The sequence below is a fragment of the Leptospira haakeii genome (assembly GCF_002812045.1).
In the GTDB taxonomy this organism is placed as follows: domain Bacteria; phylum Spirochaetota; class Leptospiria; order Leptospirales; family Leptospiraceae; genus Leptospira_B; species Leptospira_B haakeii.
The window spans coordinates 1-26183 of record NZ_NPEG01000022.1; the positions used below are offsets into that span (position 1 = coordinate 1).

Here is a 26183-nt window from a genome sequence, read left to right on the forward strand (position 1 = left end):
TGAAAGTGAATAAGTCACTAATTTACTTTTTCTCTATTGGAAGATTTTCTAGAGTAGGGTTTGGTGCAATGTGTTAGGAGCGATACTGCTGCCTAACTATCGGTGCTTCCGCTCCGTTCGAGGCTGCTTCGCACCTCTCACTCGGGCTTCGCCACATTTGCTCAGTCACTCGAATTGCAGGGCAATTCTCGTGCCTGTCTTCACTTCGCTCAGCACGCAAACGTCGGAACACCTTGGTCGTTAGACGCCATATCTTAAATAAATTTATTAGGTTACCATATGTTGTCAGATAAAATTAGAAGTTATAACGAAACCGAATTCGTCGACCTCCTTATGCCAATTATTATCGATGATGGTAAGAGTAAAGATGAAGTTATCAAGGAATTCATCTCCTACGTGAGAGGAGATGAAACTAAAAGGGTTGTTTTAGGGTTTGATATCTACAGATACAGCTCGTACGAGCCTGATAAGCAAGCTTCAATCACTATGCTGTTTAATTCACTTTATATCAGTTGCATTAATAATTTAACTAAAAATCATCCCCTTTTTAATTCCGTCACCCGCGATGAATTCATGCAATTATTTATCAGTACGGGGGATGGTGGATATCAAATACTGCATACACCTATACATGCATTGATTGTCCTTTTTAATTTTCATAATGTGATAGTGCAATACCACACCAATCCCAATTTGCGGGAATTTAGGAATTTTTTAGGATCGATTGAATTGCGTTATGTAATCACAATTGAAGACATTTATAGGATTAATCACTTTTCTTATGTTAATCATTATGGAAAAGGAATAATTAAAAATGCACGAATAATGTCTCAAGATAAGCTTAATCGGCTTTTAATCGATGAAGAGGTTTATAGATGGTTTTCGGATAATATTTTAGGCATTGAAAATATAGTGAGTTTGAAATGGAAAGATTTATTCAATATAAAAGATTTCGAGAATTATTCCTTAGCAGAAAAAATTAAGGGAATTGAAGAGTTTAGCCCGATTTCCACTCAGGAAGATAATAAGGATAGGCAGGATGAATTTGTAGATTGTATTCCGATGCGATTGGAAGACCTAAAAACGAAAGATTCCTCTTACGTTGTGTATAATATATATTTAAAAACTAAATTTTACAATCCAAATAAAGAAACTTTTCGTTATACAAGTATAGGAAATCCAAATTCAAATGGATTAAATACTTAGACTTTAAGATACGGCGTCTAACTATCGGCTCTGACGCATCGCTTCGAGATTGCTGCGCAACTCTCGCTTGGCCTTCGGCACATTTCGCTTTGTCATTCGCCTTGCAGAGCAAGTCTCATGCCAAGTCCTTACGGACTCGCGAAACGTCGTCAAGCCTTGGTCGTTAGGCGAACATCCGATAACTTCTTTCTTTTTTATTTTAGGGTTAAATATTCTTTAATAAAGCCTAAGTGAATTTTTCCATAGGTTTTGTCCGCTCCTTTGATGTTCAGGTGCCGAGATTTGAGTTTCATCCAGGTAATTAGATTTAATAGAAATGTTCTATCTGGTGCCGTATTCGGAGCGGGGATTGAGCATCTGATAGCAGGATTTTGCTGTAGGGGCAATTTGCAGAATTAGTAAAATGCAACTAATTGAATGCACCGTGTTTGGATCGGACGTCGCCTAACTTGCGGTGCCTCCGCTCCGCTCAAGGCTGCTTCGCAACTCTCGCTCGGGCTTCGCCACATTCGCCTCCGTCACTTCGTTTGCTAAGCAAACTCGTGCCGTTGCGAACGTCGGAGCACCTTGGTCGTTATCCGAACATTTCAGCCATAATTTGTTTTTTTGTTTGTTTTGGAATTCAAGGTTTTCTTTATATAGGTTCAAACGCTTGGATGCTTGCTAAATAATTAGCTGCTTTTTTCCAATAGCCGCCTTACTCTTGAAGTGCATCTTGCGATTTTGGTGCTTGTTGGTGTTTGAGGCTAGCGTTAGTGGCGGACAGAGTTTTTATAATTGAATTTTTCAGCTTCGAATGGTTTGAAATTTATAGGAATAGTGTCTGAAACGTCGGATAACTTGCGGTGCCTCCGCGCCGCTCGGGGCTTACTTCGTAACCCGCTCGCTTGGGCTTCGCCACATTTGCTTCTGTCACTTCGTTTGCATGAGCAAACTCGTGCCATCGCAAACGTCGGAGCACCTTGGTCGTTAGCCGGACATGCTTGCCAAATTTTTTTGTTTAATGAATATTATTAGGAGCGGGGACCCGTAAGATTATTCAAAGAATTCTTAATTAAACGCTTGAAAATACGAATATTTATCGTATATTGTATCGTATGAAAGTGACAGCAATACTACCTGATGATTTAATTGCCGAAGTTCAAAAGTATTCTGGCGGGAAAAACATAACCGATTCACTCCAGAAGGCTCTTTCTGAATGGTTAAAACAGGCCAAAATAAGGAATTTGAACGCTAAGCTACATAAATCCCCACTTTCCTTCCAGGAAGGCTTTTCCGGGGATAATATAAGAAGTCTGAACCGAAATAGATGATATTAGTCGATACTTCGGTTTGGATTGAATTCTTTAGAGGAAATGACCCGTATTTTAGTGAATTAAAAGAGCTAATCGAATATTCAGAAGTAATAGTTCATGAAGTTGTCTTTGGTGAATTACTCCAAGGATGTAAAAATAAGACAGAAGTATCTTTCATTTTAGAATACTGGGAGAATTTGAATACTCTAAGTTCTGATGGTAGTTTTCTTTTAGCAGGCAAGCTTTCTTTTGAAAATAAGCACATAGATAAAGGAATCGGTTTAATTGATTCAGTGTTAATTAATGAAGTTCGTAGCAAAAAACTTCAACTTTGGACTTTGGATAAAAAGATTCTTAAAGTATTAGATAAGAAAGAGATCTATACTAGTAAAGGCAAGCACGTCGGCTAACTATCGGCTCTGACGCTACGCTTCGAGATTGCTACGCAACTCTCGCTTGGCCTTCGGCACATTGGCTTCAGTCACGGTTTTTGCAAAAGCAAAACCCGCGCCTGACCCTAACGCCTCTGCGAGGCTCAGGGTTCGCCAACGTCGTCAAGCCTTGGGCGTTAGGCGAAATGTGGGGCAAAATTACCCTTTATAAGAACTTTTATTTCATATTGATAGCTTTTAGTTTTGAGATTATTTTAGTGAATTTTACAATATTTCGGCTAAAATCTTTGTATTGACATTAGGCACACGTCTAATATCGTAGATAGGTGATCTTTGATTGGGATAATCAGAAGAACGAAACTCTAAAAACTGAGCGAAATATAAGCTTTGAAAGGGTAGTTGTTGAGATTGAATCTGGATCAGTCTTAGATATCTTAAAGCATCCGAATATGAAGAAATATCCTAATCAAATCATCATAATTGTAGAAATTGATAGTTATGCTTGGGTGGTTCCTACAATTGAAAGTAAGGATACGTTTTTCTTTAAAACAGCATACCCATCAAGGAAATACACTAGTATATATCTGCCGGAGGCAAATTTATGAAATATAAACTTAGCCAAGAAGAGAAAGATTTGGAATCTTCTATCGAACGAAATGAATGGAAACCGGTTGATAATAAAGCTCAATATTTAAAAAAATTCAAATCGGCTGCGAAGAATACTCTATTGAAAGATAAGAGAATGAATATTAGGATAGCCGGCAAAGATATTCAATTATTGAAAACCAAAGCATTGGAAGTTGGGATTCCTTATCAGACTTTAGTTTCGAGTATATTGCATCAGTATGTAACCGGTAAATTAACAGAACGGTAACTATCAAGCCCCACACTTCGCCTAACTGTCGGCTCTGACGCATCGCTTCGAGATCGCTACGCGACTCTCGCTTGGCCTTCGGCACATTTCGCTTTGTTACTCGTCTTGCGGAGCAAGCCTCGCGCCAAGTCCTTCGGACTCGCGAAACGTCGTCAAGCCTTGGTCGTTATACGCAATGCCCTATAATCTTTCATTATAAAAGAGACAAATTTCTCTAAAAATAGGTAGAATTTTTAATTGACTTTGGTATAACCTGGGTTATACCAATTGCATGAAGACTGCTGTTTCAATTCCGGATGATTTATTCAAAACTGCAGAGAAGACTGCGAAAAGATTAGGAATTCCTAGAAGTCAGCTTTTTGCCAAGGCATTAGAAGAATTTATTCAATTACATAGTAAAGAATCTGTCACAGAAAGATTAAATATAATCTATCGTGAAGGAAATGATAGTTCTAAAGAAAATATAAATAACTTATCTGTCGAACAACTGCGTAAGAGTTTAAAGAATGATTCGTGGTGAAATTTGGTGGGTAGATTTAGGAATTCCTTTCGGTAGTGAACCTGGTTTTAGAAGACCAGTTCTTATTGTGCAAGATGACTCCTTTAATGAAAGCAATATCAATACAGTAATTGTTATCTCAATTACATCAAATTTGAATTTAGCCGAAGCTCCCGGAAATGTAAGCTTATCAAAAAAGGATTCTAATCTTTCTAAAGACTCGGTTGTAAATGTTTCACAAACAGTTACTCTGGATAGAGAAAGATTTTTAAATAAAGCTGGCAAACTAAGGTCAAACAAAATGTCCGAAGTTGAGGAGGGGCTGAAGCTCGTTCTCGGCCTTGATTAAAGGGCACTGCGTATAACTGTCGGCTCTGACGCTTCGCTTCGGGATTGCTTCGCAACCCTTGCTTGGCCTTCGGCACATTTCGCTTTGTCACTCGTCTTGCATGGCAAGTCTCGCGCCAAGTCTTTACGGACTCGCGAAACGTCGTCAAGCCTTGTTCGTTATACGCCATAGCTTAAAAATCTTCAAGCTTGAAAAAGAAAATACAATTGAGGATTATTCTGATTTACCAAGCATTCATCTAAAATATTTCTTAATTAAATGCTCTTTGAATGGGATGACAAAAAGAACTCTTCGAATCTTAAGAAGCACCAAATCTCATTTGAACAAGCTTCTCAAGTTTTTCTAGATAAAGATGCGATCTATATTCCGGATGAAAATCATTCTGAAAATGAAGAAAGATGGCTTGTGCTCGGGAAAATTGAAAATTTTACTATAATCGTGGTTGTTTTTGTAGACAAATCCAACAAAAATGAAGAGAAATTAAGAATAATTTCCGCAAGAAAAGCTGACAAATTGGAAGAAAAAGAATATTTCCAAAGATTGGGCAAAGATTAAGAAATGAAAAAACATTATGATTTCTCTAAAGGTAAAAAAGGGGTCTTTTTTATAAAAGATAAGAGAGATATACATCTTCCGATATACCTCGATGAAGATATTGAAGAATATTTTTCCAAAATTGCCTCTTCTAAAGGCAAAGATATAAATTCGATCATTAACAAAGTTCTTAAGAAAGAACTCGAACTTCAGAAAGAACTTTCCATTTAATTATTAAGCTACGGCGCATAACTATCGGCTCTGACGCTTCGCTTCGAGATGGTTCGCACTCTCGCTTGGCCTTCGGCACATTTCGCTTTGTCACTCGCCTTGCAGTAGCAAGTCTCGCGCCAAGTGCTTACGCACCCGCGAAACGTCGTCAAGCCTTGGTCGTTAGCCGCCATTTTGTAAATAAGAATGTTTAAGAAAGTAATTGAAGAGAAATTTCGAACAATAAGCTGGTTAAACGGCGATCTATTCGATTGGTGTAGTGGATTAAAATATTCAATGAAGACCGGAGAGATTGAACAAGTTGGTAAATATAGATTTGCTTATAAATTCGATAGTTCAATCATCAGTTCTTCTGGCGACTACGTTTTCCTTTTTGAAAAATATGGAACAAAAGGTATACTGTTAAAGAATGGAGAAATTTTAAGGGAGATTAATCGTTCTTATTATCATGCGAATGATTATGAGTATCCCGCATCGTTTCTAGAATATCAAAATAAAACATATCTAGTTCACTGTCCTATGAGTTATTGCCAACTCGATTTTGAAGATGTAGAAACTGGTAACATCGTAACGCAAATTTCAACACGAAAACCCTCCGATATATTTCATTCAAGATTAGAAGTAAGTCAAAATAACGAATATTTGATCAGTAAAGGTTGGATTTGGCATCCGATCGATATAATTCAATTGTACAATATTAAAGAATGTTTTAATGACCCAAGTGTTTTGGATAAAGAATATTACTCGATGCCAGCTCCTGATTTAGGGCGTGAAATTTGTACAGCAAGTTTTATAGGTGAAGACCAATTACTTATTGGGAGTTCGAATGAAGAAGAATTTGATTCAGATAGGACAGATACATTTCCTGCTAAAAGCTTCGCTATATATAACTACGCAGAAAATACTCTTTCTGCTCCTATAACACCAGATTTTAGATTTGGAAATTTAGTCGCGATAAATGAACGACAAGCTTGGGACACAATCAAATATCCTAAAATTATCGATTTAGGAACTGGGAACTTGATTCATAGTTTGGATGATATTGATTCGGGAATTCAATCATCATCAATTCTTCAATTTGGTATAAATAACCCTCCTCTTGCATTTGACAATGGTAGAGAAAGATTAGCGGTTGTTGCTGAAGACTCCACAATTATTCTTTCGATAATACAAAACGGCGGCTAACTATCGGCTCTGACGCATCGCTTCGAGATTGCTTACGCAACTCTCGCTTGGCCTCCGGCACATTTCGCTTTGTCACTCGTTTTGCTGAGCAAAACTCGCGCCAAGTGCTTGCGCACGCGCGAAACGTCGTCAAGCCTTGGTCGTTATGCGCAATATTTTTAAACAATACTAATCATTATGGAAAATTTACCAGAACTGCCTAATTCTTTTAATAAGCTATTTGATAGAGCAATAAAAGGTTACGCCAATTCACCATACTTTCGAGCACTCGTACAAGCAATTCCTCATGTCGGTGGATCTATCGATACAATTTTATATGAGAAAGGAAGTCTCTGGAAAGAAGAAAGACTAGAACACTTTATAAAAGTCTTTTCTCAAAAAATTGATAATCTCAATCAACTAAATGAGCAAACAGTTCGTTTGGCTGATTCGAAGATTAACTCAGAAGACTTTCATGATCTTTTTATGGAGACAATCAAGTCTATTATTACGACAAAAGAAAAAGAAAAGATTAATTTATTTGCGAACATTCTTTTAAACTATATAGAATCTTCCGATGAAGGAAATGAAGCTGGTATTTACATTCAATTGCTCGACTCACTTTCAATCGATGAAATCGCATTATTGAAGAAAATATTGAATTCAAAGGACAGAATGACGGTATATGAAATTGAAGGAAGGCAAACGTTTTGGGAACAACTAAAAAGTTATCTTGAATCGAACAAGAAGAAGCTCGGTTCACAAAAAGATATTCCTGAAACGTGCACTCTTTCAGATTTACAGGTATATTTAATTACTAGAATGAGAAATATGCTCATTACGGAAATAGATGAGCATTCTTCATCGAGTACGATGTCATATACAATATCTAACGCATCACAAAGTTCAACGTACCAAATACACGGAAAGCAAATTGATTATTCTATTAATAGATTCGGAAAGAAATTTATTAATTGGATAAAACTAAATAGTTTTAAAGAAGACTAAAAATACTGCGCATAACTATCGGCTCTGACGCATCGCTTCAGGATTGCTGCGCAACCTTCGCTTGGCCTGCGGCACATTTTGTTTCCGTCACTTCGTTTGCATATGCAAACTCGTGCCGTCACAAAACGTCGTCAAGCCTTGGTCGTTATGCGCAAGCTCGCCAAATATTATACTTAATGCAAAAAGAAATATCAAAGTCTAATACAGTTCCTTCGAGTTTAAGTAAAGTTAATCTCCTATTTTCGAAAAGCTGCGATCTAGAAATTAAAAATTATCAGATTGAAAAAGAGAGTTCTGCTTATAAAGCCTGGTTCTTTGATGTAGATAAAAAGAAAGCTGCCTTTCGAGCGGCAAAAATTACTCCTAAGAAAGTCGGCTTATTTGTAACTCTTTGGAAAAGGAATAAAAGGGGAGCCACAATTCCTTTTGATGAAAAAGATAATATAGATCTTATAATTATTGAAGTTGAAAATTCAGATCGAATCGGACATTTTGTTTTTAATAAAAGAATTCTTGTAGAAAAAGGCATTATCTCTTCTAAAAAAGAAGGGAAAAGAGGATTTAGGATCTATCCTCCATGGGAATTGCCTCCTAATAAGCAAGCAACTACAACTCAATTTTGGCAATCAGACTATTTCTTTGAATTTAATAGAATGACAACAGCTACAAATCGGTATCTTCAGAGATTAATTAATCTATAATATTGATAGTTGCGTCTTTATTATCGTTGCTAGTTAAGGCGAGCCATCGCATAACTATCGGCTCTGACGCTTCGCTTCGGGTTCGCTAAAGCGACCCTCGCTTGGCCTTCGGCACATTGGCTTCAGTCACGCCTTTTGCGAACGCAAAAGATCGCGCCTGACCCTAACGCCTCTTTCGAGGCTCAGGGTTCGCCAACGTCGTCAAGCCTTGGTCGTTATACGAAATGGCTGGGAATTTGCCTTTTTACAAGAATTGACAAGATATATCAAATCTGATATATTGGCATTGTGAAGTTTAAAGTCCAGCTTTTGGAGCCTGCCGAAGATTTCTTGCTAAAGCTGGAGAATAAACTCAAAGCGAAAGCATTCAGAACCATTGAATTACTAGCAGAATTTGGTCCTGAACTTCGAGAACCTTTTTCTAAAAAGATTCAAGGGTATGCGGGATTATTTGAGCTAAGAATTAAACAAGGCTCCAATATTTGTAGATTATTCTACTTTTTTGAAAAGGGTAGAGTCGTTATAATAACATCTGGTTTTGTAAAGAAAGATCAAAAGACAGATAAAGATGAATTAACAAGAGCTTTCAAGTTAATGAAAACTTATAAGGGAGATGAGCATGAAGCTTAAAACAAAAGACTTTGATTCGCTTTTAAATAAAGAGCTAAAGAATAAAGATTTTAAGAAAGAATACGATGCTCTTTCCAATGAATTCACTCTTGCTAAAGAGATTATTAAATTGCGCAAAAAAAAGAATTTAACGCAGAAAGACTTAGCGGAAAAGATAGGGACATCGCAACCGGCAATTGCAAGAATCGAGTCTGGAAATTATCGGAATTTGTCACTTACATTTATTAATCGCCTAGCTAAAGCATTAGATGCAGAACCTATTATTCATTTAAAAAGCAAAGGCGCTTAAATAACCAGCCACTTCGTATAACTATCGGCTCTGACGCAGCGCTGCGGGTTGCTTCGCACCCTTGCTTGGCCTTCGGCACATTTCGCTTTGTCACTCGTTTTGCTGGGCAAAACTCGCGCCAAGTGCTTACGCACTCGCGAAACGTCGTCAAGCCTTGGTCGTTATCTGCCATGCCGAGCCCCTTCCATTTATAGCGCCTGCCGTCCGTGGCAGGCTTAAGAATTTAAATTACATAATTAACTATAGTTGGTAAAGATCCTATGATTGAATCTGTAGAAATTAAGAAAATTGCAAGCTACGATGAGCATGGTATAACGTTAAATAATTTAAAATCAATAAATTATATCTATGGTGCAAATGGAAGTGGAAAGACAAGTATTTCAAAAGTCCTAAGAAAACCTGAGAACTATTCTGATTCTCGAATTAATTGGAAAGGAGGGGTTTCAATTCAAACTCTCGTCTATAATAAAGAATTTATAGATGAGAATTTTTATCAGGATGAAAATGTTAAAGGTATTTTTACATTAGGAGAAGAGTCTCAAGAGAAACGAGAACAAATTAATTTAAAAAAGAAGGAAATTGATGATCTTTCACAAGGAAATATAAATCTTGAAGCCAGTTTAAAGCTCAAGAAGGAAGAATTAGATTCGATCGAATCACAATTTGAAGAAAAATGTTGGATTCTGAAACAACAATATGATTCAGATTTCAAACCAGGGTTTAAGGGAGTTAGGAATTCAAAGACGGAATTTAAAGAAAAATTTCTCCAAGAAATAAATAATCCAGATATTCTCCTTACCCGTGAGCAAATTGTTGAAACCGCCCAAACGGTTTTTAGCAATTCTTTAGAAAAAGTAAATCTATTTAATTCTTTTGATGTTAACGCCTTGTCGGTTTTAGAAAAAGATTTGATATTTGAAAAAGTTATTGTAGGAAAAGATAATATTCAAATCGCAAACGTAATTAACAAATTAAAGATAAGCGACTGGGTCAAAGCGGGGCATGTCCACTTAAAGTCCAGTGAAGGAATATGTCCATTTTGTCAGCAAAAAATTCCAGAAGATCTACCGAAGCAATTGGAAGATTACTTCGACGAAAGCTATAATACACAAATTAATCAAGTCGAATCACTTTCAAAAAGTTACAAATCACAATACTCGTTGATATCATCATTTGTAACTGATATTTTAAATGGCAATAGCTCGTATTTAAAATTAGATTCGATTGACCAACAGAAGAAGTTACTTGAATCTAAAATTCAAACTAATTTAATATTAATAGATAAAAAAACTAGTGAACCGAGTTCTATAGTAAAAATCAAATCGATTGCAGAGGAAATAAGTCTTATAAATATTGAAATAGATATAGGAAACGCTGCAATAAAAAAACATAATTCTCTTATTGATAATATTACGGAAGAAAAACGGAAATTAATCTCTCAAATATGGCGCTTTATCGTAGAGACGGGGAAGGACAATCACTCGGAATATTTAGGTAATAAAGAAAATGTTTCGAAAGCCATTTCTGGTATTAGTAGTCGTATCGCAGATAGTAAAGCAAAGATTGATGCTCTTTCTGAAGAGATTCGCAATATAGAATCTCAAATTACGAGTATAACTCCCACAATCACTGTAATGAATAGAATATTAAATTCGTTTGGATTTGAAAATTTTAGATTTGATGTAGCGGAAGAAGCAGGACAATACAAAATAATTCGACCAAGTGGGGAGAGTGCAAAGGATACCTTAAGTGAAGGAGAAAAAACCTTCATCACTTTTCTATATTTTTACCATTTATTGAGTGGCAGTGTAGAAAAGGATTCCATTACTGTAGATAGAATAATTGTATTTGACGATCCTGTCTCAAGTTTAGACAGCAATATTTTATTCATCGTTAGCAATTTGATTAGAAGCGTTATAGAGCAAGTTAGATCAACGAGTTTAGTAAAGCAAGTCTTCATTCTTACGCATAATATCTACTTTCATAAAGAAGTCACATTTAATAAAAATAGGGCTGGTTCTGATAGACTTACGGATGAAACTTTTTGGCTACTTCGAAAAAAGGAACAGAAATCATCGATTGAGATTTGCGAAAAGAATCCGATAAAGACTTCTTATGAGTTATTGTGGCACGAATTACAAAAGGCAATAGATGAACAGTCAAACACTTTACAAAATATAATGAGGAGAATTATTGAAAATTATTTTAAAATCTTAGCACGTGTCGGTGACGATGAGTTAATAAATAAATTTGAACCGGATGAGAAAATTTTATGCCGATCTCTATTTTCTTGGGTAAACGATGGCTCTCACATTATTAACGAAGATTTATTTGTTCAATATAGTCCCGAACTGAATGAGAAATATTTGGAAGTCTTTAAAAAAATATTTAAACTTACAGACCAAGAAGGTCACTACAATATGATGATGAGCGGTATTCATTAAAAAAATTATAGATCAGCATAATTTAAGCTTATCCCGACTCTTTTGAACCATCCACCCCGAACGCTTCGCGATCGGGATACAGAATCTTCTTTAAATTTGCGTCTTCGATGCCCTCGTTAAAACTGCTTCGCAGATTTTACTCGGGCTTAATCTGTTCGTTCAACAAGATCACTTTTGATAAAGGCTGAATAGAAATAGATAGTTGGTTTTCCATAAAGCCTGTATAGAACCAAAAATTCATCCATAAACAAACGTCTCTGCCCTAGTTCTAGTTTAGAAATATGACTTCGACTTCGCTTTAATTTCTTAGCTACTTCAGCTTGAGTAAAGCCAGCGTCCTTTCTTGCAGTTTTCAAAGCTCTGTAAAAGAATTCTTTCTCTTTCTTAGATACTTTCCACTGCGGAAGGATACTTGCAAACATTGTGACCTCGGAATTTGCTACCTTCTGGGTATTCGAGGGCCTCAGAATCGGTCTTTTTCTGCTTTTCGTATAAGGAGATGCCATAGAAACTAATTCTGCGCTCATAAAGTGCTAAATACATTAATACCATATAAACGTATTAATGTCAACAATATTTTATAAAAGTATTTTGAATGACAGTTAAAAAAGTAGAGAATTTACTTGGTAAAAAGGTGCAAGCCCTGATTGAAGCGAAAGGGGACAGTCAAAAAGAAGCGGCTGCCAAACTAAAACTTACACCTACCGGGATGAATGGAATTGTTCAAGGACGAGTCGAATCTGCTTCGCATTCTTTTTTAACGCTTCTTAAGCTAGAGTATAAACCAGATTTTAACTGGCTCTTGAATGATTCGATTCCAGTTCTTCCAATCAAATATCTTTCACCGGAAGAGGAAGATAAATTGGTTTCGAAAGCGGATCAAGATAAAGTATTACTAAGTCAAATTAAGACCACGAAAGGTCTTAGAGAAATTATTCAGAACCTTTTAAAATTTTCTAATCAGCAAAGAAAAGCTATAGGGGAAATGATTGCTGAGTTTTCTAAAGATAAAGATTAGATACCTTATTTAGTCAGAATTTTATTTTCTGAAATCGATAATCTTGTTTAATTTAACTATAATGTATTCTTCTAATGAAATGCCCATTTCTTCGGCTTCGATTTTGATGAGGTCAATTGATTTTAATCTTTCTGGTCGCACTATCAATGGTTTTTCAAATTGGTCTGGATAAGCAAAATAACATTTTGAACATTCAAAGGAACAACCTTGGCACACGACTCTTTTTTGATTGTTGCAATCTCTGCAAAGTAGTTGAAAGTTATCAATAGTACCTGGCCCATTTCTTATTAATGGTCTCCTGTGGTCCCAGAGCAGGTCTTTTCCGATGTTTCCTTCTTTGCCACATAAAGCGCATTTTTGTTCATTTTGAGAAAGGAAAACCTTTTTATCGGAAGCTGATAAATAGGTTCTTACTTTAATTTCCTTTCTTAGGCTACTTCTAAGTCTATAATGAGGTTCTCCATTTACATGAGAAGACTCTATGTCGTAGCCAAGTTCATCGCGCAATTCTCGAATTCTTCGATCAAAGTATTTTTGTTTCGTTTCTTCTAAAAGCCTCTTGGAGCTAACCCAATTCCCTTTAGAAAGAATCCTTAGAATTAGTGCTTTTACATCACTAAGCTTTTCCGGCATAAATGAATAAAAATTCCGAGACTAACAATCTGAAAAGCAGAAAATACTATACAAATATATGCTTTAGATGAGAGTTACGATTCAATGAGAATCTTGGAATTATGTTCCGGTGCAGGAGGTCAGGCTCTAGGTTTAGAGAGAGCCGGATTTGAGCATAAAGGCCTGATAGAGATTGAAAAGGATGCCTGCGATACTTTGACGCTAAATAGGCCTAATTGGCCCGTTTACAATCAAGATTTAAATAATGTTGATTTTCGTGAATTTAAAGGGGTAGATTTAATTTGCGGTGGGGTCCCGTGTCAGCCGTTTAGTATTGCGGGGCACCAGCTTGGTCACAAAGATGAGAGAGACTTATTTCCAATCGCTGTGAAAGCTGTAGAAAAATTAAAACCTCAAGCTTTCTTTTTTGAGAATGTTAGAGGTTTAGCTTCTGCAAACTTTGATCGATATCGAAATTTTATCTTAAAAGAGTTAATTTCCTTAGGCTATTATGTTGAATTTAAAGTGATAGATTCTTCAAACTATGGCGTACCCCAGCTACGACCGCGCTTTATTCTTGTTGGTCGTCGTGATGGGAATGTCAATTTTCCTTGGCCGAAACCTCAAGGAAAAATAAAAACTGTTTCTCAAACCATCTATGACTTAATGAATGAAAACTCATGGAAGCAAATTGATCAATGGAAAATTGTAGCTGATAAGATTGCACCCACAGTTGTAGGGGGAAGTAAAAAGCATGGAGGCCCAGATTTAGGTCCTACTCGTGCAAAAAGGCAATGGTCAGAGATGGGTGTTGATGGGAATGGTATTGCAAATTTACCCCCTGAAAGTGATTTTATCGGTTTGCCCAAATTGACTAATAGGATGGTCGCAAGAATACAAGGATTTCCGGACTCCTGGAAATTTTCAGGAAAGAAGACTTCAACTTATCGCCAAATCGGAAATGCGTTTCCACCTCCTGTTGCTGAGAAAGTAGGGAAGTCTATCGTTCAATGGCTAAATGAAAAACCAGTAAAAAAATCGAATAATTTCTCTTCTGCATTTCAGCAAGAATTCTTTGAAGATCTCGTTGCATTATAATCGCTAACCGGCTTCGCCTTCCTTGGCTACGCCGGTTAGAATTCGGGCGCGGCACAGCAGATAACTAAAAATTGTCGCGGCGCTTCGGGATCGCTTCGCGACCCTTGCTTGGGCTTCGCCAAATTCCGCTTTGTCACTCGTCTTGCAAGGCAAGCCTCGTGCCAAGTCCTTCAGACGCGCGGAACTTCGACAATTATCTATCGTTAAGCGCCAGTTGCGTAATATTAATAGTAATCCAAGAAAGAAGAAATAGTGAAAAATATATATCTTATTAGTGGATTAGGAGCTGATGAAAGAGTTTTTCGAAATATTGATTTTTATGGAGAAAATCCAAAGCATATCCGCTGGATAGATCCGTATATAGATGAGTCTCTCGAAAGCTATTCGAAACGACTTCTAAACCAGATAGATTCTAAAAATGAACTGATCTTGATAGGAGTATCATTTGGAGGAATAATTGCTAGTGAAATTGCTAAGCATGTTCCTGCGAAGAAAATCATTGTTATTTCAAGTATTAAGGATAGTTCAGAAATACCTTTTATTTATCGCATCATTAACTTTTTGGGATTAATGAATTTAATTCCATCATATTTACTAAAACTTTATAATCCAATTTTGGCTTATTTCTTTGGAATTTCATCGTTGGAAGATAAAGAGTTATTAAAAAGCTTTCTCTCAAAAACAGACGGTAAATTTATAAAATGGGCTCTCAAATCGATACTTATGTGGAATAATGAGAATTATCCATCTAATTTGGTTCATATTCACGGGAGCGATGACAGGTTATTTCCGCGTAAATTGATAGGGCAGGTGGCTATGATAGCTGGTGGAGGTCATTTTATGATTTTAAATAAGGCGGAAGAAATCTCTGTGAAATTAAGAGAGATTTTAAAAGATTAGTAAGATAACGCAACCAGCGCTTAACTATCGGCTCTGACGCAGCGCTTCGGGTTGCTTCGCCCCCTCGCTTGGCCTTCGGCACATTGGCTTCAGTCACGGTTTTTGCAAAAGCAAAATCCGCGCCTGACCCTAACGCCTCTTTCGAGGCTCAGGGTTCGCCAACGTCGTCAAGCCTTGGTCGTTAGGCGACATGCTGCAAAAATAAAATAAATAAGACCAATTTCTATTTAGAACTAAGAAAATTCCCAAGTAGCAAATTAACAATGGGATTTATTAAGAGTGAAAAACTTTACAGGGTTTAAATAATGAAACCTAATGAAATAGTCGCACAAGCAAGAAAAAAGTTACAGGAGCTTAATGTTAGTATCTCAATATCATTGAATTCAGAAGAAGAAGGTCTTTGTGTTGATAGGGACCTTTGGGGATATTATCATTTTAAGTATATCGAAAGAGGCCATGCTTCTACAGATAGGAAAACTAAAGATCCGAATGACATTCTCTACTGGCTGTATCAATCCGCTACCTTTGAAAATGCATGTAAGTATGAATTGATTAATAGAATGGAAAAGCAAGATTTTAGGCGAATATTGTTTGAAAAGCAATTATCGCTTTTAAAGAGTATTGGCATTGAATATTATGAACGGCATAAAAAGGAAATTTCTGATATTCTAGTAAAATATCCTTATCGTGATTCCGTTTAAGTGCAGCACATCGCCTAACTATCGGCTCTGACGCATCGCTTCGAGATCGCTTACGCGACTCTCGCTTGGCCTTCGGCACATTTCGCTTTGTCACTCGAATTGCGGTGGCAAGTCTCGCGCCAAGTCCTTCGGACTCGCGAAACGTCGTCAAGCCTTGGTCGTTATACGCCATTTGCATAAATAACAATTATATTGGAGATTAAATATGAATATAACTGAAGAAGAAAAAATAGCCTACGTTGCTAATATTATAAGTATTGCCTTGAGGGACGGGATTCTATCTCCTAAAGAGGTAAGTGCCCTTGAAGAATTTAGAAATATTTACGGTCTAAAAAAGACCCACTTTACGTCTGCCTACAAAATTGCTGAAAATCCTTCGTTTACTTTAGTTCATATTGGTAACTTTGGTGTCCAAGTAAATAATCTCTCGGATATGCTTTATTTGGCTCATATAGATGGAGAGTTTTCTGGTCTTGAATCAAGTGAATTGGAAATCTATTCCAAAAATATAGGATTAACAAAAGAACAGTTTCTGAAAATGATTAAAGAAGCTGAGTCAGCCGCTTCTTCCTTTAAAAGTCAGATAGAGTGTCCTAAATGCAAAACAGCAAATGAATCAGTAGCTAAATTTTGCAAAAATTGCGGGATCCAGCTTACCAATTCAACTCCTGATCCCATAAAGATTGAATTTGAAATACCGAAAGAAGGCTATTCAATTGAGTTTGCTGAATCGACATCGAGTAATTTTTCTTTGGTATTACAAATAGCAAAGACGGCGCCCGTCTTTGAATCTGCTTTACGCAACAAGAAGAATTGGTATTTAGCGAGTTGGCCAAAATCCGAATTTGGAAATGTTTTTAAATTAGCCTCCGGATTATCTGGATTAAAAAACAAGAGATTCTATATTAATGGAATTGAGGAGCAATGGGACACAAGTTTCGGTTTTTTATGGTGTTTTAATAATAGAAATGAAGCTTATCAGCCTGACTTGTATTGTTTTGGAAAGGAAGATAATAGAATTAATCCATGGGGATGTACACAAATTCGAATGGATTGGGCGGAATGGGCAGATTGGTTTTCCTACGGGAAATTTATTCCAGCAGGTAAGAATTCATATCAATGGAAATTTGATAAAGAAAGAATTATGCATGAAGTAAATCAGAACTTGCATAGGGTTCGGATGTGTCCTTCTATACGATTCAATTTTATTCAATCTATATTGGATAATTTTCCAGAAGTGATTGATTTAGAAAATAATAAAGATTGGGATTTCAAGACTTCTTATAGTGAAAGTCCTGGAGCAATCAAAATTGTTGAAAAAAGTGGTTCAGGGTTTTTTAAATATGAAAACGAATATTACTCGGATGGTGTAAAGCCGAAAGGATATAATTTTCTAAAATTATTAATGGGAAAAAGTGCTAAATCCTCGAATGAATCACTCCCTGCTATTGATCAGGTTATTGGATAATACAAACGGCGTATAACTATCGGTGCTTCCGCTGCGCTGCGGGATTGCTACGCAACCCTTGCTTGGCCTTCGGCACATTTGCTCAGTCACTCGAATTGCAGAGCAATTCTTGTGCCTGTCTTCGCTTACGCTCAGCTCGCAAACGTCGGAACACCTTGGTCGTTAGGCGTAATGAGCGCCATAAATTCTTTCGAATAGTAAAATATTTGAAATAAATTCTCTAATTTTGCCTGTTCTATTGGTTAGTCGTAGAAAGTATCTATTTAAAATACAATGTCGAACTTATCGGTATTAGGACGCCTTCTTTCCAAGTTGCATGATTTTGATAAAGATCATGATTCCGTGGACTCGCTTTTGAAGTTCTTTAATTTAAGTATTGGTGCTTTGGAAGCCATTCCTCGTTTGGAAATTGATAAACTTAGCGATTTATCAGATGAAATAAGGATACAAAGTTATTACTTTCTTGAAGAATGCGAATCTGATATAGATGTGAAGATTCAAGAAGCAATATCATGCATTAATAGATTGATTGCAATTTATAAATGAATATTGGATGAGCACATGATCTTCTGTCATATTGGGCTCACTACGCCTAACTATCGGCTCTGACGCAGCGCTTCGAGATTGCTACGCAACTCTCGCTTGGCCTCCGGCACATTTCGCTTTGTCACTCGCCTTGCATTAGCAAGTCTCGCGCCAAGTCCTGCGGACTCGCGAAACGTCGTCAAGCCTTGGTCGTTAGCCGCCATTTTGTAAATAAGAATGTTTAAGAAAGTAATTGAAGAGAAATTTCGAACAATAAGCTGGTTAAACGGCGATCTATTCGATTGGTGTAGTGGATTAAAATATTCAATGAAGACCGGAGAGATTGAACAAGTTGGTAAATATAGATTTGCTTATAAATTCGATAGTTCAATCATCAGTTCTTCTGGCGACTACGTTTTCCTTTTTGAAAAATATGGAACAAAAGGTATACTGTTAAAGAATGGAGAAATTTTAAGGGAGATTAATCGTTCTTATTATCATGCGAATGATTATGAGTATCCCGCATCGTTTCTAGAATATCAAAATAAAACATATCTAGTTCACTGTCCTATGAGTTATTGCCAACTCGATTTTGAAGATGTAGAAACTGGTAACATCGTAACGCAAATTTCAACACGAAAACCCTCCGATATATTTCATTCAAGATTAGAAGTAAGTCAAAATAACGAATATTTGATCAGTAAAGGTTGGATTTGGCATCCGATCGATATAATTCAATTGTACAATATTAAAGAATGTTTTAATGACCCAAGTGTTTTGGATAAAGAATATTACTCGATGCCAGCTCCTGATTTAGGGCGTGAAATTTGTACAGCAAGTTTTATAGGTGAAGACCAATTACTTATTGGGAGTTCGAATGAAGAAGAATTTGATTCAGATAGGACAGATACATTTCCTGCTAAAAGCTTCGCTATATATAACTACGCAGAAAATACTCTTTCTGCTCCTATAACACCAGATTTTAGATTTGGAAATTTAGTCGCGATAAATGAACGACAAGCTTGGGACACAATCAAATATCCTAAAATTATCGATTTAGGAACTGGGAACTTGATTCATAGTTTGGATGATATTGATTCGGGAATTCAATCATCATCAATTCTTCAATTTGGTATAAATAACCCTCCTCTTGCATTTGACAATGGTAGAGAAAGATTAGCGGTTGTTGCTGAAGACTCCACAATTATTCTTTCGATAATACAAAACGGCGGCTAACTATCGGCTCTGACGCATCGCTTCGAGATTGCTTACGCAACTCTCGCTTGGCCTCCGGCACATTTCGCTTTGTCACTCGTTTTGCTGAGCAAAACTCGCGCCAAGTGCTTGCGCACGCGCGAAACGTCGTCAAGCCTTGGTCGTTATGCGAAATTGGGCAAAAGCTTCCTTTTAAAAGCAAAATAAATAGATATATCCGATTGACAGATATATCTGCAATGCAAATATATGAATAAATGATCAAATCTTTCGGAGACAAAGAAACTGAAAGGATCTTTCATCAAGAATTCTCAAAGAAAATTCCTCCGGAAATACAGAGTAGGGCGTTAATCAAGCTTCTCATCTTGGAAAATGCTGAAAGAGAAGAAGATTTAAAAAGTCCGCCAGCGAATAGATTTGAGCATTTAAAGGGTAACTTGAAGAATTATTGTTCTATCAGGATAAATGACCAGTGGAGAATTACATTTAAATTCTCTGAAGGAAATTGCTTTGATGTGTCTATAGTTGATTATCATTGAGGAGACTTACTATGAAAACGAAAAGAATTCCGACGCCCACAGTCTCTCAAATTCTTAGAGAGGAGTTTTTGGATCCACTTGAGGTAACGCCATATAGACTTGCAAAAGAACTACATGTTTCAACTTCTACAGTGTTAGAGATTTTACATGATAAGCGTAAAATCACAGTAGATATGTCATTGAGATTAGCTAAGTTTTTTGGGATGTCCGATAAATTTTGGATAAATCTTCAAAATGATTTGGAGATAAGAAAACAAAAAGAAAAGCTAAAGCTCAAATTAGATAGTATTCAAACGCTCCAAAGAACGGGCTGAGTTCATTGCCCAACTTCGCATAACTATCGGCTCTGACGCAGCGCTTCGAGATCGCTAACGCGACTCTCGCTTGGCCTCCGGCACATTTCGCTTTGTCACTCGTCTTGCAGGGCAAGTCTCGTGCCAAGTCCTTCGGACTCGCGAAACGTCGTCAAGCCTTGGTCGTTATCCGAACATTTCAGCCATAATTTGTTTTTTTGTTTGTTTTCGAATTCAAGGTTTTCTTTATATAGATTCAAGCGGTTGGTAGCTTGATAAATAATTAGCTGCTTTTTCCTAATAGCCGCCTTACTCTTAAAGTGCATCTTGCGATTTTGGTACTTGTTGGTGTTTGAGGATAGCATTAGTGGCGGACAGAGTTCGTCTAAATAGATCCTTCAGCTTCGAATGGTTTGAAATTTTTAGGAATAGTGGCTGAAACGTCGGATAACTTACGGTGCCTCCGCGCCGCTCGGGGCTTGCTTACGCAACCCGCTCGCTTGGGCTTCGCCACATTTGCTTCAGTCACTTCGTTTGCATGAGCAAACTCGTGCCATCGCAAACGTCGGAGCACCTTGGTCGTTAGTCGCCATCGCCTAGAAAGTATTTCTCTAAATCGACTAAATAAGCATAACCAAAAGATAAATTAATAAATTTTATAATTTATATGCAATTAATAGAAATTATACAGAGCGGACAGTTCGTTATTATTGAAAGTTCAATCGTTATTGCTGCGGATGGTGGAACTATTGCTTTCACTCTTATGGATTCTCAAGAAAATGAACACCCTTTTTATTTGGATCGGAGGATAGAATCAAAAACAAGAAATCATTTTTATGTGAATGCTTATCCAGGGTTTGCCGACGCTCTCTACATTGGAGAGAATTTGACTTTATTGGCTGCAGTGGAAAAAGTAATAGTTCAGAATTGAGTTACCATAACTAAAATTGAATGAAAAAGATAGAATTAAATTTAGCTACAGTTCAAAGTAGAGAAGAATTGCATAAATTATTGGCGAAGACATTCTCCTTTCCAGAATTTTACGGTAATAATTTTGATGCATTTTGGGATTGCATAAATGATCCGGATCTTTCTGTTATGCTTGAAGAACTTCATATTTATGGGATTTCGCAACTTGAACAGACACTTCAGGGGGAAAAACCGAAATTAATTTCGTGCCTACTTGAATATCAAGAGGAAAATCCTGAATGGAAATTCTTTATTTATTAAACTTATCAATATTAAGATGTACTTTCGCAATAGCAGTTTTAATTTGTAATAAGAATAAAGGCGACAGCGACTAACTATCGGCTCTGACGCTTCGCTTCGGGATTGCTTCGCAACCCTCGCTTGGGCTACGCCACATTTCGCTTTGTCACTCGTCTTGCAGGGCAAGCCTCATGCCAAGTCCTTGCGGACTCGCGAAACGTCGTCAAGCCTTGGTCGTTAGGCGCAATATCGCGATTTTCTTTTTTATTTTTAATATATAAATTTTGAATTTTACCTTAAACCGAATTAGTATCCGTTTAAAGTTCGATCGCTTTTCACCCTTTTCTTATCTTATATCGTAAACAGAAAGATCTTAGTAATGTTAAGTTTCTCTTGAACTCATGTTGCCTTTACATAAGTAAAAGACGAAAAGGGTTCGCTACTTTTTATTTTGAAAGTAAATTAGTCACTAATTGACTTTTATTCTATTTGAGGATTTTATAGAGTAGGGCTTGGGTGCAGTTTGTTAGGAGCGATACTGCGCCTAACTATCGGTGCTTCCGCTGCGCTCGGAGATCGCTAACGCGCCTCACTCGCTCGGGCTACGCCACATTTGCTCAGTCACTCGAATTGCAGAGCAATTCTTGTGCCTGTCTTCGCTACGCTCAGCACGCAAACGTCGGAACACCTTGGTCGTTAGGCGAAATTTAGCAAATCAGTATTACAATAACAAAAAATAAGGAATAAAAATGAAATTTAAAATATCTATATTGATGGTTTGGCTGTTTACGCTTTCTTGCGTTAAAAGTTTCTATAAAGAACCTAAGATAATCAAAGATAATAGTGTATTGGAGATTAAAAAAAATCGCATTGCTCTCGTTGGATTTCTCCCTTTTAAAGAAACAGGAGGAAGATCTATTCGAGTCGCTTCTTTAGATTATGAGAACTCTTTAAAGAAATATGTGAAAATTGGCACACCAATTGAGCAAATTACAGAGAACGGTATCGATTTATCTGTTCCAGCAGAAAATGTAAATAGATTCGTTAATTTGTATATTGGAGAAGTTAAAAAGACGGGTTTAGATGAAATAAACAAAGTATTACTTATTAAGGAATCTACAAAAGGTAAGATAGGTTTTTTAAGAAAGCGCGATGTTGATTTTTATGTCGTTGCGATTCTCGGACCTCCATTTGCTCGACCATCTATATCTGGTTATGCTCTCAGTTTGTTAACGTATTTTCCTTTTTTGCTTTCATTAGGAACAGTTCCAAATTGGGGAATCATGGAAAATAAGTCTACATTCTTAATATTCGATTCAAAATTGGAACTTCTGAAAAGGAAGGAATATGATTCTTCATATCATTATTTGATTTCTTGGTTTGTCCCAAAGGAAGGTAACAGAACGTATGATGATGACTCAAGGGCAATGGAACCATATCTTGCTGATATTAGTGAATTTGAGATGGAATTTTTGGCCGATATACAAACGCTGAAAGGGAGTGATTAGAAAAACATTCTATTAAATATAACTAAACTTCGCCTAACTGTCGGCTCTGACGCAGCGCTTCGAGATTGCTTCGCAACTCTCGCTTGGCCTTCGGCACATTTCGCTTTGTCACTCGCCTTGCAGTGGCAAGTCTCGCGCCAAGTCCTTACGGACTCGCGAAACGTCGTCAAGCCTTGGTCGTTATGCGCCATACGAACGAAAATAAATGTTTATGAAAAAAATTCTAATAATGCTCCTTTTAATTCCGTTCTGCGTTTGGGCGGAATCAGATGAAGATTTAGATAAAAATCTTTCAAAGCTGTGTGAAGAGAATGCTTCTGAAAAATTCTGTTCTACGATAGAGCGATTTAAGCGCGGAACCGCTCCTAAACTTGATAAGAATTCATGCATTTTTGTTGGAATTGGCCAAAGATTTTCTCTCACTCAGAATTCGCAAGTTACTTCCTATGATTACTACGCTTTACTTATTAAACAATCTACTTCAAAACCGAGTATTGGCTTTATAAAAGTGATTCCAGAAAATGATAAAGAAATTACTGAGTTAAAGGAATTGATAGAAGCAACTGAGACAGGAAATATAGTTTATCAAAATAGCTTTTTATCTTTTCTGAGGAGTCAGTTTTATAATCAAATTTTTGATGAGATAATTACGAGTGAACGGAGTATTAAGCTGAAATATTCTAATGGTCTATATGGAGTATTGAGGCAATTTGAAGAAAGATTATTTCTGTTTCAATTAGTTTTGGGAACACACCGAAGACCTAGTATTTTTATTTTTTCAACTAATATTAAACAATGTTTTCCAATTTCCAGTTCGGACGGCGCATAACTGTCGGCTCTGACGCTGCGCTTCGAGATGCTTCGCACTCTCGCTTGGCCTCCGGCACATTTCGCTTTGTCACTCGTCTTGCAGAGCAAGTCTCGCGCCAAGTGCTTTCGCACTCGCGAAACGTCGTCAAGCCTTGGTCGTTATCCGAACATTTCAGCCATAATTTGTTTTTTTGTTTGTTTTTGAATTCGAGGTTTTCTTTATATAGGTTCAAGCGTTTTGTAGCTTGATAAATAATTAGCTGCTTTTTTCTAATAGCCGCCTTACTCTTGAAGTGCATCTTGCGATTCAGGCATTTGTTGGTGTTTGAGGCTAGCGTTAGTGGCGGACAGAGTTTTTGTAATTGAATTCTTCAGCTTCGAAGCATGCAAAATTATTAGTAGTAGTGTCTGAAACGTCGGATAACTTTCGGTGCCTCCGCGCCGCTCGGGGCTCACTTCGTGACCCACTCGCTTGGGCTTCGCCACATTTGCTTCTGTCACTTCGTTTGCAGGGCAAACTCGTGCCATCGCAAACGTCGGAGCACCTTGGTCGTTATACGAAAGTTTGCAATTTTATTAAATTTTTTTAAAGAAGGATAAAAAATGAAAAACAATTTAACAATATTTATAGCCATTTTAGTAGTAGGATGTTCAAGTTCTACAGACAAAATCGTTAAAAAATATAAACAAAGCATAACTTTATCTGATCAAGAAAGATCCGATTGGTTTCCGGACGCTGATAGCAGCAATAAAAGTGCGAAAGGTTATAAATCTCCACTCTACTATTCTGCTAGTTACGGTGACTTTGACACATTTAATTATCTAGTCAACATTGGCGCTAATTATCAAATAAAAGATTTATCTGGAAATAATCTTCTTAGTGTTGCTGCCGGACTTATGAGGTTTGACGACAATTGTAGAAATCAATGTTTAGAAAATAGAATTAAGGGTAAATTAAAAATTATCAATATTCTCAAAAACAAAGATCTTTCTCCATTAAATTTAGAAGGTGAAAACGAAGCTGTTATTTCCTCAATTAGTTCAGCTTTTTTTGAACCTATTCCTCTACTTTTTTCAGAATCAGATCTAAAAAATAAATCAACACGTTTAGGTAATGAAATTGTTGAATGCTATAATCCTGATGAAGATCTTTATTATTCCGGCTTCCAAGACCAAGCTGAAATTAGATATCGAGACAAGATTAAAATTCTAAATTTTTTCCAAAACAAAGGTGTAAAATTTGATAAAGATAGAATTTGTAAACTACAAGGCTTTGAAAAAGGAAATCTTCTCAAAATCAAACTAGAGTTTATTGAACGAGCGAAAAAATTCTAAGCCTATTCAAAAGCAAACCTTCGTATAACTATCGGCTCTGACGCTACACTTCGGGTTCGCTACGCGACCCTCGTTCCGGGCTGCGCCACATTTCGCTTTGTCACTCGCCTTGCAAAGCAAGCCTCGCGCCAAGTCCTTTGGACTCGCGAAACGTCGTCAAGCCTTGTTCGTTAGACGAAAGCGACAAAAATATGACTAGCATAACAGAATTTACATTAAACGAGGCGATCGTAACTGTTCGGAATTTGAATAAACTGATACAGCGCGATATTATTCTACTATCTGCAATTTTTATTGTGCACATTCTTAAGTATTCGGGGTCTCTTGATTTAACTTATTTGAAATTGGATCTTACGGATGAAAAAACCCAGATAATTCTTTGGGGATTATATTTTGCTATAATCATAGCTACTATTTCACATCTTAACAAAATTTTCATTTTGCTGCGAGAAATTGACAGAATAGTAAAGAATGATCAATCGGAACCTTTTGGTAGTAGTGAAGGAGAAGTAGCAATACGCAAAAGTCAGATTGAAACCGTTTACTATCTATCTGACAATTTTATATCGGATTTTTTAATAACTGGTTCTGACAGAATTCCATCATTTAGAAAATTTATGGCGATAAGTTCGATATTTCTGATTTTACTGTGCATATTAAATAGTTATTTTTGTGTCTCTCTTATAAATGGAGACTTCTTAAAATTATTGGCAAGTGTTATCTCGAGTATTTTCATTTATACACTACTACTTCGCTTGGGGATTTTTAGAAAGTCCGTGCAAAATCAAAGACGAATAATTCAATCTTCTCTTGCCTACGCGCTCGTTGATATTAATGGCCAGATCGAACAGATTAATTACTATCATAAGTTGCAGATTAATAAAAAATTTTCCGATTTTCAGAAATCATTAAATAATCGCGAATATCTCTTTAATTTATTTGAAGATAAGTATTTTCTACAGAAGTTAAATCATTTTCATTCAATTCTTAAACCCGCAATTACTACAATGGAGAGCAAGCTTTCCGAATATAAAGAAGGTATATCTACGAAAGTCAATGATCCAGTAGAAGACCGAAAAGAAAGAGAACGTTCAGTTTTGGGTACAGTTTTAAGTAAACTTAAAGATTTTGATTTAAGAATAAATAATATAGAAAATATGAACTCATACGGAATGTTTCTTGAATTTTTTGGGATTCGTTATGGAGAAAAAAAATCAGGATTATTCCGATTCTATAGAATTCTATTTTGCTATTTCGTTTTTGGTCGATAGTGTAACTGTCGCCATCGTCTAACTATCGGTGCTTCCGCTCCGCTCGGGGCTGCTTCGCACCTCTC

Annotated in this window: 31 protein-coding genes; 29 read left to right on the top strand and 2 right to left on the bottom strand. The window is 36.7% G+C overall.

What is annotated here, in order from left to right; translation table 11 throughout:
• Positions 1-333: 333 nt before the first annotated feature.
• The 15 genes from CH377_RS18815 to CH377_RS18900 all read left to right on the top strand — a co-directional run bounded on the left by CH377_RS18815 (position 334) and on the right by CH377_RS18900 (position 11616).
• The gene (locus CH377_RS18815) at positions 334-1206 is read left to right on the top strand and encodes a hypothetical protein (protein WP_100725279.1); all 873 of its coding nucleotides are present in this window, start codon (positions 334-336) and stop codon (positions 1204-1206) included.
• A 1097-nt stretch (positions 1207-2303) separates the two neighbouring features.
• Positions 2304-2519: a DUF2191 domain-containing protein gene (locus tag CH377_RS18825; RefSeq protein WP_100725281.1), complete on the top strand. Its 216-nt coding sequence runs from the start codon at positions 2304-2306 to the stop codon at positions 2517-2519.
• Positions 2516-2911 carry a PIN domain-containing protein gene (locus tag CH377_RS18830; RefSeq protein ID WP_100725282.1) on the top strand — a complete coding sequence of 132 codons (396 nt, stop codon included), beginning with the start codon at positions 2516-2518 and terminating at the stop codon, positions 2909-2911. Before CH377_RS18825 ends, CH377_RS18830 begins: the two co-directional genes overlap by 4 nt.
• 308 nt (positions 2912-3219) lie before the next feature.
• A complete protein-coding gene (locus CH377_RS19880) occupies positions 3220-3498 on the top strand; it encodes a toxin (RefSeq protein ID WP_100725283.1) in 279 nt (92 codons plus the stop codon).
• Entirely contained in the window at positions 3495-3767 is a 273-nt protein-coding gene (locus tag CH377_RS18840) for an antitoxin (RefSeq protein ID WP_100725284.1), read from the top strand. The genes CH377_RS19880 and CH377_RS18840 overlap by 4 nt, the downstream gene beginning before the upstream one ends.
• A 271-nt stretch (positions 3768-4038) precedes the next feature.
• Positions 4039-4287, top strand: a complete 249-nt coding sequence (locus tag CH377_RS18850; RefSeq protein WP_100725285.1) for a ChpI protein — start codon at positions 4039-4041, stop codon at positions 4285-4287.
• Complete coding sequence (locus CH377_RS18855) at positions 4274-4615, top strand: type II toxin-antitoxin system PemK/MazF family toxin (protein WP_100725286.1); 342 nt, start codon at positions 4274-4276, stop codon at positions 4613-4615. The genes CH377_RS18850 and CH377_RS18855 overlap by 14 nt, the downstream gene beginning before the upstream one ends.
• Before the next feature lie 258 nt (positions 4616-4873).
• A complete protein-coding gene (locus CH377_RS18865) occupies positions 4874-5170 on the top strand; it encodes a BrnT family toxin (RefSeq protein WP_100725288.1) in 297 nt (98 codons plus the stop codon).
• Between the two features lie 3 nt (positions 5171-5173).
• The gene (locus tag CH377_RS18870) at positions 5174-5380 is read left to right on the top strand and encodes a toxin-antitoxin system, antitoxin component (protein WP_100708280.1); all 207 of its coding nucleotides are present in this window, start codon (positions 5174-5176) and stop codon (positions 5378-5380) included.
• A 186-nt stretch (positions 5381-5566) separates the two neighbouring features.
• Entirely contained in the window at positions 5567-6565 is a 999-nt protein-coding gene (locus tag CH377_RS18875) for a hypothetical protein (protein WP_125172186.1), read from the top strand.
• A 177-nt stretch (positions 6566-6742) separates the two neighbouring features.
• Positions 6743-7552: an Abi-alpha family protein gene (locus tag CH377_RS18880; RefSeq protein ID WP_100725290.1), complete on the top strand. Its 810-nt coding sequence runs from the start codon at positions 6743-6745 to the stop codon at positions 7550-7552.
• A 176-nt stretch (positions 7553-7728) separates the two neighbouring features.
• On the top strand, positions 7729-8253 hold the full coding sequence (locus tag CH377_RS18885) for a MepB family protein (RefSeq protein WP_100725291.1): 525 nt from the start codon (positions 7729-7731) through the stop codon (positions 8251-8253).
• A 288-nt stretch (positions 8254-8541) separates the two neighbouring features.
• Positions 8542-8883 (top strand): type II toxin-antitoxin system RelE/ParE family toxin, encoded by a 342-nt coding sequence (locus CH377_RS18890; RefSeq protein WP_207797677.1) that lies wholly within the window; start codon positions 8542-8544, stop codon positions 8881-8883.
• A complete protein-coding gene (locus CH377_RS18895; protein ID WP_100725292.1) occupies positions 8873-9172 on the top strand; it encodes a helix-turn-helix domain-containing protein in 300 nt (99 codons plus the stop codon). The genes CH377_RS18890 and CH377_RS18895 overlap by 11 nt, the downstream gene beginning before the upstream one ends.
• Before the next feature lie 260 nt (positions 9173-9432).
• Positions 9433-11616, top strand: a complete 2184-nt coding sequence (locus tag CH377_RS18900) for an AAA family ATPase (protein ID WP_100725293.1) — start codon at positions 9433-9435, stop codon at positions 11614-11616.
• Positions 11617-11762: 146 nt separating this feature from the next.
• Here the strand turns inward: CH377_RS18900 and CH377_RS18905 are convergent, their stop codons facing one another.
• The gene (locus tag CH377_RS18905) at positions 11763-12038 is read right to left on the bottom strand and encodes a helix-turn-helix domain-containing protein (protein ID WP_100725319.1); all 276 of its coding nucleotides are present in this window, start codon (positions 12036-12038) and stop codon (positions 11763-11765) included.
• A gap of 173 nt (positions 12039-12211) precedes the next feature.
• Between CH377_RS18905 and CH377_RS18910 the strand changes: the two genes are divergently transcribed.
• Positions 12212-12634: a transcriptional regulator gene (locus CH377_RS18910; RefSeq protein ID WP_100725294.1), complete on the top strand. Its 423-nt coding sequence runs from the start codon at positions 12212-12214 to the stop codon at positions 12632-12634.
• A gap of 21 nt (positions 12635-12655) precedes the next feature.
• Here the strand turns inward: CH377_RS18910 and CH377_RS18915 are convergent, their stop codons facing one another.
• Positions 12656-13267 carry an HNH endonuclease gene (locus tag CH377_RS18915; RefSeq protein WP_100725295.1) on the bottom strand — a complete coding sequence of 204 codons (612 nt, stop codon included), beginning with the start codon at positions 13265-13267 and terminating at the stop codon, positions 12656-12658.
• Positions 13268-13351: 84 nt separating this feature from the next.
• On the opposite strand from CH377_RS18915, the gene CH377_RS18920 reads away from it, so the two are divergent.
• The 13 genes from CH377_RS18920 (at position 13352) to CH377_RS18990 (ending at position 26118) form a co-directional block, all read left to right on the top strand.
• Positions 13352-14344, top strand: coding sequence for a DNA cytosine methyltransferase (locus CH377_RS18920; RefSeq protein WP_100725296.1), 993 nt, complete (start codon positions 13352-13354; stop codon positions 14342-14344).
• Positions 14345-14596: 252 nt separating this feature from the next.
• A complete protein-coding gene (locus CH377_RS18925; RefSeq protein ID WP_100725297.1) occupies positions 14597-15244 on the top strand; it encodes an alpha/beta hydrolase in 648 nt (215 codons plus the stop codon).
• 305 nt (positions 15245-15549) lie between these two features.
• Positions 15550-15945, top strand: coding sequence for an Imm63 family immunity protein (locus CH377_RS18930; RefSeq protein ID WP_100725298.1), 396 nt, complete (start codon positions 15550-15552; stop codon positions 15943-15945).
• Positions 15946-16150: 205 nt separating this feature from the next.
• Positions 16151-17413 carry a zinc ribbon domain-containing protein gene (locus tag CH377_RS18935; protein WP_100725299.1) on the top strand — a complete coding sequence of 421 codons (1263 nt, stop codon included), beginning with the start codon at positions 16151-16153 and terminating at the stop codon, positions 17411-17413.
• Positions 17414-18175: 762 nt separating this feature from the next.
• Entirely contained in the window at positions 18176-19174 is a 999-nt protein-coding gene (locus CH377_RS18945) for a hypothetical protein (protein ID WP_125172186.1), read from the top strand.
• Between the two features lie 236 nt (positions 19175-19410).
• On the top strand, positions 19411-19692 hold the full coding sequence (locus CH377_RS18950) for a type II toxin-antitoxin system RelE/ParE family toxin (RefSeq protein WP_100725301.1): 282 nt from the start codon (positions 19411-19413) through the stop codon (positions 19690-19692).
• A gap of 11 nt (positions 19693-19703) precedes the next feature.
• A complete protein-coding gene (locus tag CH377_RS18955) occupies positions 19704-20006 on the top strand; it encodes a HigA family addiction module antitoxin (protein WP_100725302.1) in 303 nt (100 codons plus the stop codon).
• 646 nt (positions 20007-20652) lie between these two features.
• Positions 20653-20916, top strand: a complete 264-nt coding sequence (locus CH377_RS18960) for a hypothetical protein (RefSeq protein ID WP_100725303.1) — start codon at positions 20653-20655, stop codon at positions 20914-20916.
• Between the two features lie 20 nt (positions 20917-20936).
• Positions 20937-21215 (top strand): barstar family protein, encoded by a 279-nt coding sequence (locus tag CH377_RS18965; RefSeq protein WP_100725304.1) that lies wholly within the window; start codon positions 20937-20939, stop codon positions 21213-21215.
• 728 nt (positions 21216-21943) lie between these two features.
• Positions 21944-22702, top strand: a complete 759-nt coding sequence (locus CH377_RS18970; protein WP_100725305.1) for an Lp29 family lipoprotein — start codon at positions 21944-21946, stop codon at positions 22700-22702.
• Positions 22703-22913: 211 nt separating this feature from the next.
• Entirely contained in the window at positions 22914-23531 is a 618-nt protein-coding gene (locus CH377_RS18980; protein ID WP_125172187.1) for a hypothetical protein, read from the top strand.
• Positions 23532-24115: 584 nt separating this feature from the next.
• Positions 24116-24847, top strand: coding sequence for an ankyrin repeat domain-containing protein (locus tag CH377_RS18985; RefSeq protein ID WP_100725307.1), 732 nt, complete (start codon positions 24116-24118; stop codon positions 24845-24847).
• A 245-nt stretch (positions 24848-25092) separates the two neighbouring features.
• Complete coding sequence (locus tag CH377_RS18990) at positions 25093-26118, top strand: hypothetical protein (protein ID WP_125172189.1); 1026 nt, start codon at positions 25093-25095, stop codon at positions 26116-26118.
• The last annotated feature ends 65 nt before the right edge of the window (positions 26119-26183 follow it).

What these genes read in the sequence shown, in the direction of transcription:
- CH377_RS18950 (WP_100725301.1), top strand. Translation starts at nt 19,411, where the DNA reads ATGATCAAATCTTTCGGAGACAAAGAAACTGAAAGGATCTTTCATCAA.
- CH377_RS18880 (WP_100725290.1), top strand. Translation starts at nt 6,743, where the DNA reads ATGGAAAATTTACCAGAACTGCCTAATTCTTTTAATAAGCTATTTGAT.
- CH377_RS18900 (WP_100725293.1), top strand. Translation starts at nt 9,433, where the DNA reads ATGATTGAATCTGTAGAAATTAAGAAAATTGCAAGCTACGATGAGCAT.
- CH377_RS18985 (WP_100725307.1), top strand. Translation starts at nt 24,116, where the DNA reads ATGAAAAACAATTTAACAATATTTATAGCCATTTTAGTAGTAGGATGT.
- CH377_RS18830 (WP_100725282.1), top strand. Translation starts at nt 2,516, where the DNA reads ATGATATTAGTCGATACTTCGGTTTGGATTGAATTCTTTAGAGGAAAT.
- CH377_RS18905 (WP_100725319.1), bottom strand. Translation starts at nt 12,038, where the DNA reads ATGTTTGCAAGTATCCTTCCGCAGTGGAAAGTATCTAAGAAAGAGAAA.
- CH377_RS18980 (WP_125172187.1), top strand. Translation starts at nt 22,914, where the DNA reads ATGAAAAAAATTCTAATAATGCTCCTTTTAATTCCGTTCTGCGTTTGG.
- CH377_RS18945 (WP_125172186.1), top strand. Translation starts at nt 18,176, where the DNA reads ATGTTTAAGAAAGTAATTGAAGAGAAATTTCGAACAATAAGCTGGTTA.
- CH377_RS18915 (WP_100725295.1), bottom strand. Translation starts at nt 13,267, where the DNA reads ATGCCGGAAAAGCTTAGTGATGTAAAAGCACTAATTCTAAGGATTCTT.
- CH377_RS18965 (WP_100725304.1), top strand. Translation starts at nt 20,937, where the DNA reads ATGAAAAAGATAGAATTAAATTTAGCTACAGTTCAAAGTAGAGAAGAA.
- CH377_RS18885 (WP_100725291.1), top strand. Translation starts at nt 7,729, where the DNA reads ATGCAAAAAGAAATATCAAAGTCTAATACAGTTCCTTCGAGTTTAAGT.
- CH377_RS18855 (WP_100725286.1), top strand. Translation starts at nt 4,274, where the DNA reads ATGATTCGTGGTGAAATTTGGTGGGTAGATTTAGGAATTCCTTTCGGT.
- CH377_RS18870 (WP_100708280.1), top strand. Translation starts at nt 5,174, where the DNA reads ATGAAAAAACATTATGATTTCTCTAAAGGTAAAAAAGGGGTCTTTTTT.
- CH377_RS18910 (WP_100725294.1), top strand. Translation starts at nt 12,212, where the DNA reads ATGACAGTTAAAAAAGTAGAGAATTTACTTGGTAAAAAGGTGCAAGCC.
- CH377_RS18970 (WP_100725305.1), top strand. Translation starts at nt 21,944, where the DNA reads ATGAAATTTAAAATATCTATATTGATGGTTTGGCTGTTTACGCTTTCT.
- CH377_RS18930 (WP_100725298.1), top strand. Translation starts at nt 15,550, where the DNA reads ATGAAACCTAATGAAATAGTCGCACAAGCAAGAAAAAAGTTACAGGAG.
- CH377_RS18935 (WP_100725299.1), top strand. Translation starts at nt 16,151, where the DNA reads ATGAATATAACTGAAGAAGAAAAAATAGCCTACGTTGCTAATATTATA.
- CH377_RS18850 (WP_100725285.1), top strand. Translation starts at nt 4,039, where the DNA reads ATGAAGACTGCTGTTTCAATTCCGGATGATTTATTCAAAACTGCAGAG.
- CH377_RS18815 (WP_100725279.1), top strand. Translation starts at nt 334, where the DNA reads ATGCCAATTATTATCGATGATGGTAAGAGTAAAGATGAAGTTATCAAG.
- CH377_RS18920 (WP_100725296.1), top strand. Translation starts at nt 13,352, where the DNA reads ATGAGAATCTTGGAATTATGTTCCGGTGCAGGAGGTCAGGCTCTAGGT.
- CH377_RS18895 (WP_100725292.1), top strand. Translation starts at nt 8,873, where the DNA reads ATGAAGCTTAAAACAAAAGACTTTGATTCGCTTTTAAATAAAGAGCTA.
- CH377_RS18955 (WP_100725302.1), top strand. Translation starts at nt 19,704, where the DNA reads ATGAAAACGAAAAGAATTCCGACGCCCACAGTCTCTCAAATTCTTAGA.
- CH377_RS18825 (WP_100725281.1), top strand. Translation starts at nt 2,304, where the DNA reads ATGAAAGTGACAGCAATACTACCTGATGATTTAATTGCCGAAGTTCAA.
- CH377_RS18875 (WP_125172186.1), top strand. Translation starts at nt 5,567, where the DNA reads ATGTTTAAGAAAGTAATTGAAGAGAAATTTCGAACAATAAGCTGGTTA.
- CH377_RS18960 (WP_100725303.1), top strand. Translation starts at nt 20,653, where the DNA reads ATGCAATTAATAGAAATTATACAGAGCGGACAGTTCGTTATTATTGAA.
- CH377_RS18865 (WP_100725288.1), top strand. Translation starts at nt 4,874, where the DNA reads ATGCTCTTTGAATGGGATGACAAAAAGAACTCTTCGAATCTTAAGAAG.
- CH377_RS18840 (WP_100725284.1), top strand. Translation starts at nt 3,495, where the DNA reads ATGAAATATAAACTTAGCCAAGAAGAGAAAGATTTGGAATCTTCTATC.